This window comes from Lentzea sp. CA-135723 (assembly GCF_050936595.1).
Taxonomy (GTDB): Bacteria; Actinomycetota; Actinomycetes; order Mycobacteriales; family Pseudonocardiaceae; genus Lentzea.
Genome location: NZ_JBNJMK010000005.1, coordinates 1 through 10594, shown reverse-complemented (window position 1 = coordinate 10594; position 10594 = coordinate 1). Strand labels below are relative to the sequence as shown.

11 protein-coding genes and 4 pseudogenes are annotated in these 10594 nt (G+C 71.6%); 2 read left to right on the top strand and 13 right to left on the bottom strand.

Annotated elements, in window-relative coordinates:
* Positions 1 to 214: 214 nt before the first annotated feature.
* The 7 genes and pseudogenes from rep to ACQEU1_RS45310 all read right to left on the bottom strand — a co-directional run bounded on the left by rep (position 215) and on the right by ACQEU1_RS45310 (position 6308).
* Positions 215 to 1584: pseudogene (gene rep, locus ACQEU1_RS45340) on the bottom strand (replication protein Rep).
* 628 nt (positions 1585 to 2212) lie between these two features.
* Positions 2213 to 2383, bottom strand: coding sequence for a hypothetical protein (locus ACQEU1_RS45335; RefSeq protein WP_010889914.1), 171 nt, complete (start codon positions 2381 to 2383; stop codon positions 2213 to 2215).
* 70 nt (positions 2384 to 2453) lie between these two features.
* Positions 2454 to 2897, bottom strand: a complete 444-nt coding sequence (kilB, locus tag ACQEU1_RS45330) for a plasmid transfer protein KilB (protein WP_010889915.1) — start codon at positions 2895 to 2897, stop codon at positions 2454 to 2456.
* A 106-nt stretch (positions 2898 to 3003) separates the two neighbouring features.
* A complete protein-coding gene (locus ACQEU1_RS45325; RefSeq protein ID WP_010889916.1) occupies positions 3004 to 3204 on the bottom strand; it encodes a hypothetical protein in 201 nt (66 codons plus the stop codon).
* Entirely contained in the window at positions 3201 to 4076 is an 876-nt protein-coding gene (spdB, locus tag ACQEU1_RS45320) for a plasmid transfer protein SpdB (RefSeq protein ID WP_202676198.1), read from the bottom strand. Before spdB ends, ACQEU1_RS45325 begins: the two co-directional genes overlap by 4 nt.
* 2 nt (positions 4077 to 4078) lie before the next feature.
* A pseudogene (gene spdA / locus ACQEU1_RS45315) lies at positions 4079 to 4362 on the bottom strand (plasmid transfer protein SpdA).
* Complete coding sequence (locus tag ACQEU1_RS45310) at positions 4362 to 6308, bottom strand: MarR family transcriptional regulator (protein WP_181411807.1); 1947 nt, start codon at positions 6306 to 6308, stop codon at positions 4362 to 4364. The pseudogene spdA and the gene ACQEU1_RS45310 overlap by 1 nt, the downstream one beginning before the upstream one ends.
* Before the next feature lie 186 nt (positions 6309 to 6494).
* On the opposite strand from ACQEU1_RS45310, the gene ACQEU1_RS45305 reads away from it, so the two are divergent.
* Entirely contained in the window at positions 6495 to 7220 is a 726-nt protein-coding gene (locus ACQEU1_RS45305) for a GntR family transcriptional regulator (RefSeq protein ID WP_433217405.1), read from the top strand.
* Positions 7221 to 7428: 208 nt separating this feature from the next.
* On the opposite strand, the gene ACQEU1_RS45300 is transcribed toward ACQEU1_RS45305, so the two are convergent.
* Positions 7429 to 7671 carry a hypothetical protein gene (locus ACQEU1_RS45300; protein WP_010889921.1) on the bottom strand — a complete coding sequence of 81 codons (243 nt, stop codon included), beginning with the start codon at positions 7669 to 7671 and terminating at the stop codon, positions 7429 to 7431.
* A gap of 464 nt (positions 7672 to 8135) precedes the next feature.
* On the bottom strand, positions 8136 to 8375 hold the full coding sequence (locus ACQEU1_RS45295; RefSeq protein WP_032761119.1) for a hypothetical protein: 240 nt from the start codon (positions 8373 to 8375) through the stop codon (positions 8136 to 8138).
* Between the two features lie 149 nt (positions 8376 to 8524).
* Between ACQEU1_RS45295 and ACQEU1_RS45290 the strand changes: the two genes are divergently transcribed.
* On the top strand, positions 8525 to 8695 hold the full coding sequence (locus ACQEU1_RS45290; protein WP_201785061.1) for a hypothetical protein: 171 nt from the start codon (positions 8525 to 8527) through the stop codon (positions 8693 to 8695).
* Between the two features lie 72 nt (positions 8696 to 8767).
* Here ACQEU1_RS45290 and ACQEU1_RS45285 read toward each other — a convergent pair.
* The 4 genes and pseudogenes from ACQEU1_RS45285 to ACQEU1_RS45270 form a co-directional block, all read right to left on the bottom strand.
* Positions 8768 to 9043 (bottom strand): annotated as a pseudogene (locus tag ACQEU1_RS45285) (TrmH family RNA methyltransferase); the annotation flags it as partial.
* Positions 9001 to 9207 carry a TrmH family RNA methyltransferase gene (locus tag ACQEU1_RS45280; protein ID WP_433217411.1) on the bottom strand — a complete coding sequence of 69 codons (207 nt, stop codon included), beginning with the start codon at positions 9205 to 9207 and terminating at the stop codon, positions 9001 to 9003. The gene ACQEU1_RS45280 and the pseudogene ACQEU1_RS45285, both read right to left, overlap by 43 nt.
* 87 nt (positions 9208 to 9294) lie before the next feature.
* Positions 9295 to 9575: pseudogene (locus ACQEU1_RS45275) on the bottom strand (hypothetical protein); the annotation flags it as partial.
* A gap of 249 nt (positions 9576 to 9824) precedes the next feature.
* The gene (locus ACQEU1_RS45270; RefSeq protein WP_252189454.1) at positions 9825 to 10091 is read right to left on the bottom strand and encodes a TOBE domain-containing protein; all 267 of its coding nucleotides are present in this window, start codon (positions 10089 to 10091) and stop codon (positions 9825 to 9827) included.
* Positions 10092 to 10594 lie beyond the last annotated feature (503 nt).

Genomic DNA, 10594 nt, shown 5'->3' with positions numbered 1-10594 from the left:
GGTGGTGGTGCTCATGGCCGACGACCGTACGCGGCACGTCTCGTAGCGAGGCGAGTCGGGCGCGAGGTACCGCCTGCACGAAGTGCCGGCGGGGCCGACCCCGGGCGAGTAATCCCAGGATTACTCCCGCGGCTTCGACCCCGGCCGCCGTCGCCGCGTACGTCACCGACCCCCGCCGTACGTCACCGGGATGACGTACGGCGGGGGGAGCGAGTTAGTGCGAAGTGGGCCCACTTGCGAGCCGGGCGATGTGCCGGGCGGCCCGCTCCTGGCGGTCGTCGGCGTCGTCGTCCTGGTCGTCGTCCTGCTCTCGCCGTCGGCGTGCAGTTGCTTCCTCGCGGCGCTGGGCGAGGGCGGCGAGCATGTCGGCGTACGCCTCGGCCACCTCCCCCGCCGTGAGCACCACCACTGTGTCGGCCGCGTCGGCCAGCGCCAGGACCTCCCGCACCCGTTCGCCCACGGCCGCCGGATCCTCGTTGCCGTCCTTGCCTTCGGCGGCCCGGGTCGCCTCGAGGTCGAGGGCGCGGCGGGTGACCGCGTGCCATCCGTCCTCGGTCACGGCGACCCCGGCCCGCAGCTCCCCGCCGTCGGCGTCGGCCGCCAGGAGCAGATCGAGGTCGTCGGCCTCGGTGTCGCCGCCGTCGAGCCCGAGCATCTGCCGCAGGTAGCGGGTCCATTCGATGGCCCGGCGTCCCCGGGTTGCCCGCTCGTACTCGTGCCAGCGCGAGAGGTTCCACTCCAGCGAGCCGACCCCGGCGGCGTCGTCCTCGGTCATGCCGCCGGTCAGGTCCCCGATCCGTCCGAGGAGTTCGAACGGGGCGACGTTCCCGCCGGTCGCCGTCTTGAGGTCGGCGCGGGCGAGTTCGAGGGCGGGCGCCTTCCCGTCCTGGGTCTTGGCGATGTACTCGGCGAGGTCGTTGGCGTCGCGCTCGGTCTCCAGCCGCTTGAAGTCGACGCCGTGCCGGTCGTCGGGCGTGAAGGCGGGGTTGACCTTGCGCAGGGCGGCGGTCCACACGGACCGCCAGTGCCCCTGCCACTCGTCGAGCGCGGCGCCGGTCGGCTCGAAGGTGGCGACGATCTGCTTCGCGGACCGCTCCCCCTCGGTCCGGCCGCCGACCAGGACGATCGCGTGGATGTGCGGGTGCCAGCCGTTGATCTGCCCCACGGTGACTTCGGTCGCGCGGATCATGCCGACGTACCCGATCCGGTCTCGGATGCCCTCGCGGTCGGCGGCCCGGTGCCCGTCCTTGGCCCGGCGTCCGGCCCACGTGCCGCCCGTGATCAGTCGCTGGTAGGCGCCCGGCCGCCGGGGGCTGTCCGGCGTCTTCCGGGTGCCCTGGAGGGCGTCCATGAGGTCCGCGAGCCGGTCCGTGTGCCCATGGCGGGCCGTGAAGGTGACCAGGTAGGCGGTCCCCCGCGCTTGATCCACTCGACCACGGCGGCGGTGATCTCCTCGGCCCGCTTGTGCCGGATCGTGGCGGCGCAGACCGGGCAGAGCCAGATCCGCCCGCACCGCATCAGGCCCAGGACCACGGACGTTCCGGCCGCCGTCTGGGCGACGATCACGCCGGAGGCAGGGTCCATCAGGGCGCGGCCGCAGCCCTTGCACGCGGCGTCCCCGCTGATCCGCCACAGCGTCCGGCGGCGGCTGTACCGGGCGGCTTTCCGCAGTCGGGCAGCGTCGCTCCGCGACGTGCTTCCTACTTCCGAGAGGCTGTCGCCTCTCGGGCTCTCCCCATCCACCCCGTCCGGAGAAACCGCAGGTCGGAGGGGTGCGGGAAACTCTGTTGTTTCTTTCCCAAGGTGTTCGCTTTTGCCTCGGGCGGCATCTCGCGTCACACGCGCGATCGCCCGCTTCGCTGCCATCCGGCAGCGGTCTGAGCAGTAGATACGCGGCCGTTTGCCCGGTGTGTGGGCAATTGCGGTCCCGCAGTGGCAGCGGGGCCCGGCGGGCCGATCTGGCAATGCCTCGGCATCGCTCCGTACTCTGGGCACGAGCAACGTTCCTGTCTCGCCCGGCTAAGGGGCGCGAGTCTGGGAGCGGACGGGTCGGAGGTGCGAAGTCCGGCCCGTTGCTCTTTGGTCTGGTGGGAATCCTGGCACCAATCGGGCCAGAGGTTCCCTCCGCCACTCCCGACGCCCCTTGGGGCTGGTGTGACTTGGAGGGCCGAAGAGAGCCCCGCCGGTGATCCGGCGGGGCTTTGACGTGCGGTCAGTGCGTGTGTCGGCGAGCGATGGCCACGAGGCCCTGGAAGCCGAGCGGTCCGGCGAAGTCGGCCCAGTCGCAACCGGGCTCAGCGCAGTGGGCGGACCAGCCACCGCCGTTGGGGTCCTGGACCAGGTTCACGGTCCCCTCGGTCAGGCGTCCGTCGAAGTCGGTCATGGTCGGTCTCCTGGTGGGTGGGGGCGGGGCGCCAGCACGAAGTGCCGGCGCCCCGCGGGGGTTGGTCGGGTCAGGCGCCGAACCGGCGGGCGGCGGCGGCGACCAGGCCGTCGGCGGCGGCCATGGCGCGGTCGCGGTCGGTGGTGAGGGCGGTGCGGTCGGCGGCGGCCCGCAGGTCGTAGGCCGCTTGGGCGGCGGCGGTCGCTGCGGGGGCGAGGGCGGGGGCGAGCACCGACACGGTGGTGAGGGGCGCGGTGATCGCGGAGCGGGTGGCGTGGGACTCGGTGCGGGCCGCCTCGTACGCCTCGGGGGAGGCGCCGGTCAGGCGCAGGTCCTCGCGCACCCACATGGCGCGGCGGTGGTCGGCGAGGGCGGCGGCGAGGGCGGCGACGGCCTGGACGGCCGCGTCGCGGCGGGAGTCGTCGCGGGTGGTGCGGGCGGTGCGGTGCTGGAGGAGTCCGGCGAGGCCGGTCCCGGCGAGCGTGCCGATCACGGCAATGAGCGTGGTCACCATGTGAGCCCCCTGGCGTCGTGTCCGTCTGCCTACGTGTATCAGTCTGACACGCACGTGTCAGGTTGCGCAATGGGTAGGCCCCGCCGGTTTCCGGCGGGGCCATCCGTCATGCGGCGGTGCTGAGTCGGGCGGCGAGCTGGTGGGTGGCGGCGAGGATGACGCGGATCTCCGCGCCGCCGTCGACCGCCGCGAGGGCGGGGGCCGGGGCGGGTGCCGGCGGATTGGTCGGGGTCGGGCGGCGGCGGAGGGCGACGGCCAGGACCATGGCGGCGATCGCCACGGTGGCGAGGTAGGCGAGGGCGATCACGCGGCCACCTCCCTCGTGACGCGGCGCCAGGACGCCTGCAGCCGTGCCTCCCCGGCGGAGTAGCCCATGTCCCGGAAGCGTCCGGCGGCGACCCGGTACGACCCGGAGTCGACCAGGCCGGACATGATCCCGTCGATCTCCTCGTTGCTGAGCGGGACCACGTCGGCCGACCCCTCGATGGCGGCCGGGACGGGCTCCGTGGGTCCCCAGACGGGCAGGCGCCAGGAGGGCGGAGACGTGGGCGTGACACGAGAGGTGACGCAGGTCAGAGCGCGTGCCGTGCCCTCGCCCTCGCGGGCCTCCTCCAGCGTCGACCAGGCCGACGCCAGCTCCCCGGCGGTCTCGGCCTGGACCCGGGCGACCCGGGCCCCGGCGCCGGTCACGGCCTCCAGCCGGGTGACCTCCGTACCGGCCTCGGCCCGGAGCTGAGCGCGGGCCACGGCCGCCCTGTCGCGGGCGTCCTGCTGGATGTCGCGGATCTGGTCCAGGGCGGTCGGGGTGAGCGCGGTCCGCTCCCAGAGCCCGTGCACGAGCCAGAGCGCCTTGGCGGCGAGGGGGAGCCAGGCGACCGCGAGCCAGGCCCCGGCCGACTCCTCACCCAGCGCGTGCGCGACCAGGACGCCGGTCGCCACGGCGCCGAATCCCCACCCGACGCCGGTGATCGCGCGGCTGTGGTCGCCCTGCGCGGCGAGGCGCCGCTCGTACGCGAGGGTGGCCAGCCATCCGCCGTCGAGCCCGAGGCCGACGACCAAGGCAACGGCCCACGGCATGGCCTCCCCGAGCCACATCACGATCACGACCACGGTCAGGACCATGGACACCGCCGTCATGGCGACGGCCGGGGCGGCGGTCATCGAACGCTTCTTCTCCATGATCACTTCCCCTTCCGGGCCTTGAGCGAGATGGACAGGCCGACCCCGGCGGGGGCGGCGGCGGCAGCGCGGTCGCCGTGGTGGCGGCGGTCTGGAGCAGGAGGCAGAGCGTCATGACGACGCCGACCGAGCCGCCAGCGGCGACCAGCGCCAGGAGGATCGGGCCGGTCCAGTCGCGGGCCTCGGCCTGGTGGTGGACGACGACGACCGTGCGGGGGTCGGTGCCGTCCGGGATCAGGTGGGCCGGAATGTGACCGGCCCTCATCTGCGCGTCGGGGGTGCGCATCAGGCCGACACCTCCCCGACCTGCGTCACGACGGACAGGGAGCCGTCCTCGGACCGCAGGACCTCGCCCGCGTCGAGCAGCTGCTTGACCGCCTTCGACACGGAGCCCTTGTTGATGCCGGTCACGGTGGCGACGTCGGCGACGGTCGTAGCGCCCGTGCCGATCGCGGCTGCGACCTTCTCCCGGTTGGTCGGCGCCTTGGTCGGCTGGGCCGGGACCTCAGCCGCGGGGGCGGTCTCCTTCACCAGCCGGAGCGGGGCCGGGGCGGAGGCGCCGGCACTTCGTGCAGGCGACTCCTGGCGACGCCAGACCGGCCGGTCGGGGAGCGCGATCACGTCGGCCGGGGAGAACGCGCGGGTGTTGATCGGGTGAGGCTGCACCTTCGGGCCGGACCGGAGCATCGCAACCCCGGGCATGGGCAGCTCGTGCGCGTGCCAGCCCTTCTCCGTCGCGTCCTCGCCGAACACCACGCGGGACTCCCCGGAGGTGCTGAGCGCGAGGGCGGCCCGGTAGGTGATCTGCGCGCTGATCTGCGGGTCGATGCCGCCCTTGGCGTCCATGGTCGGCTTCTGCGTGGCCCAGATCAGGATGATCTCGGCCGCCCGTGCCATCCGGGCCAGCGTGCTCAGGTTCTCCATGATCCGGGACCAGTCCGGGTCACCCGGCTCTTCCTTCGACCCCTTCGCCCGGGTCTTCTTGGCCATGGCGATGACCTCGGCGCCCTCGTCGATGAACACCGTGATCCGGGGCCGCTCCGGGCTGATCTGGATCACGTCCTGGCCGCGCGGGATCAGTTCAAGCCGCTCGTGCATCTCCTCGACCAGCTCGTCGGTCACGTCCAGGACGTCTTCGATCGAGATGGCCGTGCGAGCCCGGTGCTGCCAGTTGATCGCCTCGACCCGCTTGGGGTCGACGACGACCAGGCGGTGATCGGCGTACTCCGAGCCTTCCGCCAGCAGGGCGCGGGTGGACCAGGACTTGCCCGAGCCGGACGTACCGGCGATCAGCATCCGGCGCCCGAGCGGCACCTGCACCGGCTCGCCGGTCACCGTGTCGACTCCCCACGGGGCGCCGGGCGTCCAGCCGGTCAGGTCGATCCCGTCGGCCGCGCTGCGGGTCCGCAGCGTGATCACGGCGCGGTCGCCGTGCGATCCGGCCTTGATCTCCATGCGGAGGTCGGTCCGGGCTCCGAGCAGGGCGCGGATCTCCTCGTGCTTGGCCTTGAAGGCGGACGGCTTCCACCGGCCGTCCAGGCGCACCGTGGTGACCAGCCCGGCCGGGGTGACCTGAACCGGCGTCGTCACCGTGCCTACGAGGCCGCGCTCGTCGGCGTGCTGAGCCCAGTACGACGGGTCGAGCCGCTCGACCAGGCGCCGCTCCTCCGCTGACAGTTCGTCCGCGACCGCGACCGCGACCTTGCGGCGGCCGATCACCAGCGCGGCGACGTTGGCCGCGATGAGTGCGAGCGAGCCCGCGACCGGCCAGGCCCCGGCCTGGTCCCAGCCGAGAGCGGAGATGCCGGCGCCCGGCACCGCGTGCATGGCGTGCGCCTGAACGGCTCGCGCCCGGAGGGTCGCCGGGTAGTCCTTGCGCGCGGCCTTGAGCTTGGTCTTCGCCTGGTCGCGGTGCGTGCGGGCCGCCTTGTCCGCCGTGCGAGCCGCCCGACGCACGGTCGACAGCGGGTTCTTGGACGCCGCCCGCGCGGCCGTCCGCTGGCTCTTGGCCGTGGCCGCCGTCGACCGCGCGGAGTTGTAGCCCTTCTGGGCGTCCATCAGCGCCTTCAGGTGCTCCGGGGTCCGGAGCGCCATGCGGCGGTCGGCCTCGGCGTCCCAGCGGGCCGCGAACGGCGCGAGGGTCGGGGCCATGGCGTCGAGCGCGTTCGTGATCGCTCCGGCGGCGTTCTTGGAGCCGGTTGCGATCTTCGTAGAGACTGCCTTCGGGTCCACGGTTTGTCCTTTCGCGAGGGACGTGGATCTAGGGCCGGAGACCGTTCACGCGGTCTCCGGTCCGCCCGTTTCCGGGGCTGTGTGTGGCGTCGAACAAGGTCCATACTGTGGTCGCACAGTTGCTGTGTCAAGGCATACACTGTGCTAGACAGCTACACACCGCGCACCACACTCGAAGGAGTCGTCATGTCCCTGGAGCGCACGCCCCCGTACCTCCAAGTCGTCGCCGCGCTGAAGGCAAAGATCGTCAGCGGGGAGCTGAAGCACGGGGACACGCTGCCGTCCGTGCGGGACCTCGCGGCGCAGTACGAGATCTCGACCGCCACGGCCCAGAAGGTCCACCGGACGCTGAAGGCGGAAGGGCTGGCGGAGGCGAAGCAGGGCAGCGCGACCACGGTCAGCACGCGACGGACCCTGCACCGGACCGCAGCCGACCGGCTGGAGTCGGCGCTCAGCACGGGCCGGATCTACGCGGACGGGGAGTACGCGGTCATCACCAGCGCCGCCCTTGCCGAGCCGCCCGAGTGGGTGGCCGATCTCCTCGGCACCGAGAGCGGCCAGGCCGTGCGACGCGAGCGCGTCACCCACTCAGCCGACGACCAGCCGGTGAGCGCCAGCGTGAGCTGGTTCTCCGCAGACCTCGCGGAGACCGTGCCCGCCCTCCTGGTCCGCGACCGGATCATCGGCGGCACCCCGTCCGCGATCGAGGCAGCCACCGGCCGCCGGGCCGTCGCCACCGAGGAAGCCACCACGGCGGCCGCCGCGACCGAGGACCAGGCCGCGCTTCTGGGCGTAGCCGCAGGCGCCCCAGTCCTGCTCTCACGCAACGTCTACGTGGACGCTCAGGGCGACACGATCGAGGTCAGGGAGTCCGTCGCTCCGGCGGGCCGCTGGCGCGTCCACCGGGACTGATCACTCGCCCATTGAGAAGCCCCGTCAGGCACCGCCCGACGGGGCTTCTTCACGTCCAGACGACGTGGTTTCCGGGGGTTGCCCACCCGGTTGAGCCGTTGCACCCCGGTTGACCCCCCGCAACCGGGTCTGACCTGCGAAGTTGCAAGGTTGCGACGGTTTCCAGGAGGGGCCCTACGCGTGCGCGCGCGAGGAAGCCATTTTTGATCTAGCTTCCGGAGCCCTTCTCGGCCTCCGCCTTGGCCCACGCCCGGGCCGTGTTCGGAGCGACCGCCGTCACCTCGTTGATGCGGCGGTAGGGGACCTCCATCCGGACCGCCTCCGCGATCAGCGGGCGCAGCTCCTTCTCAATCTCGTCCAGCTCCGCGAGGAGCTTGATCCGCTGCTGCCCCAACGGCTTCAGCGCCGCCTCTGCCTCGGCCCGGATCTCGCCCGGTGTCTTTTGCGTCATGAAGTCATCCTGACCGACTGTGTCAGTCTGCGCAACTAGTTCAGGCTGCGTTTTTGCGGTACAACTTTCCCTACGTCATCAAGGCGGCCCGCGAGCGGGCCGCGCGGCCGGCCCACGGCCCGGCCGACGCTCCTGTCTTCGCCCCGCTCCGGCCCGGCCGCCGACCGGCCCGCGCACACGACGGGGGCGGCATCGGTGGGCGGTTTACGTGGCGCCTGCTCCGCCGACTGCGGGCATCGCCGTTGTGCTCGCCGACAGGGCAGCGGGGAGGGGTGGGGGACTCGCGGCCCTACGCGGCCGTCTGAGCGCCCTGTCAGCCTCCCGGAGCGCCGTACCCCCGCCGTCGCGGTGCTGAGCCGCGTGAGGCGACCCTGAGCCCCGTCGTGGGTTGCTGGGGAGCACCTGCTGCCGCGATGAGGTGGCGGCCGTCGAGCTGGTCAGCCGTGCGGCTCCGTCGTGGCCGGTCATCCGGCTGCCCGATCGTGGTGGGCAAGATGCCGGCGGAACCGGCGGACCTCGACCGCGACGGCTATCCGGCGGGCCGCGGGCGGGCCTCCGTAGAGGGCGAGGGCGGGCGCCATGCCGACCGCCACGGCGGGCCACAGGCCCAGGAGCTCCCGCACGATCAGCGTCCCGCCGACCAGGAGCAGTGCGGCCAGCACTGCCGCTAACGCCTGGTCCTGGTCCCGGTCCTGGTGGTGCATCAGTCCTCCCCGTGATCACTTCGGCACCCACCGTAGTGATCCGGGACCGGCGCCACACCGGCTTGCGCCGGCTCACGGTCTCGGACGGCGCGAAGCCTTCGCAAGTACCTTCGTGACTACCCGGTGGACGCGTTCTCCATGCTCAGGGGATGCGCAAGGCGATGGAACTCATCGGCTACCCGCCGACGTCCACGAGCGTTTTCACAGTCGAGGCGATCGCGGAAGGCGTCAGCGCCATCGAGTCGTTCAAGGGCGTCGGCCGCGCCTTCGAGGAGTGCCCGCCCGGACCACGACCGTTGACCTCGATATGTCAGTGGTGATCGCTGCCGTGTGAGGTGATCATCACTGACGAATCGAGGTCGAGGAACCGAGCGTCCGAGGAACAGAGGCGCTTATCGGTTGGCCGCGAGATTCCTGTCGATCCTCTCGTGCAGCGCGATTCCGAGGGAAACGGAAACGTTGAGAGACTCGGTCTGGCTCATCATGGGGATGGAAACCGAGGCGGAAGACGCCTCCTCGAACAGGTCGGAAGGCCCACCCTTTTCGCTGCCGAACAGCAAGGCCAGCCGATCCGGATTGTCCCCGAGTTCCTTCACGGAAATGTCGCCATCCGCCTTGAGCGTCATCAGCTGCATACCGCTGTCCCGAATGAAGGCGATGGCCTCCTCGCGACCGGAGAGAACGACGGGAAGGAGAAGACGTAACCTCGGCTGGCCCTTTGGAGACGCCGGTCCGCGATGCTGGTGATGTCACTGTCGACCAGGATGATCCCCGACGCTCCGAGCGCGAGCGACGTGCGTACTATCGCGCCGATGTTCCCGACGATCTTCACCCCGTCGAGAACGACGACGTCCCCACGCCGGCTCGCGATATCGCCGAACCTGGCCGGGCGAGGGACGCGGGCGATGCCGAATGTCTTGGCCTTCCGCTCCCCTTGAACAACTGGTTGACGATCGAGGAGTCGATGAGGCGGACCGGTATGTTCTGCCGCCCGCACAGATCCAGCAACTCAGATGGAAAAGGACTGCTGTCGCTGCCGTAGACCTCGATGAACTCCACCCCGGCCGCGATGCTGTGCATGAGGGGCTCGACGTCCTCGATCAACGTTGTCTTTATGTTGGATCGCGACGGCTTGGTGACATCGATGATCCGCTGCACCGCGGGATCGGACGGATTTGCGATGGTGTCCAACTCAGTCATGGTCGTCCTACCGGCTGCTGTGTTCAGTGACGCGATTCCTGGGGTGTGACACCCTACGCGACGATGGCGGATGGCTGCCCTGACCGGCAATCACCAACGCAAGGGGAAGTCGTCGCTCTCTGGCAAAGCTCCCCGCTCTTCCCCGTCCGGGACCCGCGCGGTCGATCCCCGCATATGAAGTATTCGCCTTGATCATACATTTCTGGGCTGCGTCGAGCCAATCTGCGGGTGTCGTGCTCGCCGGATCGCCTACGGGTGGAAGCCCGCCTCGCCCTCGACGCGGACGCCCGTCTCCTCCCCGGGGCGGACGCGAATCGGGCCCGCCACGCGGATGCCGATGGGGGTGTCGTGGCCGTCGACAGCCACGGTGACCATGGCGTCGTGGCCGTAGTACGAGACGTCGGTGACCGTTGCCCTGACCGCGCCGACGGAGTCCTCGCCGGTGAGGCGGAGTTGTTCCGGACGGAGCAGGACCGTGCCGGCGCGCAGGCCGCCGGGCGGAGCGGCGAGGGGCACCGTGCCCAAGGCGGTCCGGGCCGTGTCGCCGGAGTCGACGTCGACGGTGCCGGGGAGCAGGACGGCGTCGCCGACGAAGCCGGCGACCCAGGGATCACCCCCGACAGCGGATCAAGGGGTTTGCGGGTCCCGGTCGGCGCCGGGCGGGGAGGCAGGAGCCGCCGACGCTGCCTCTGGGACGGGCCGGACGGCAGGGGGACCGGCGGCCGGGCGAGCTGCAGCCGGGGGTCCGGCAGGGCCGGAGCGGGCGGAACCGTGCTCTGACCTGCGGCCCGAGTTTCGTCACGTGACGGAATGGAAGGCTGCTGCATTTCGTCACGTGACGTATCTCGGCGAGCGACTGCCGACGCCACGGCGGACACGATCGCCTCGCGCTGGCGCCGGGCCTCGTACGCCCGCTGGCGGCAGGAGCGGCGGCAGTAGTCCCGGCTCCGGCCGACGCCGGATTGCTTGATCTCCGAGCCGCACCAGGCGCAGAGCTTCGCGCCGTCGGCGTCCCTGGG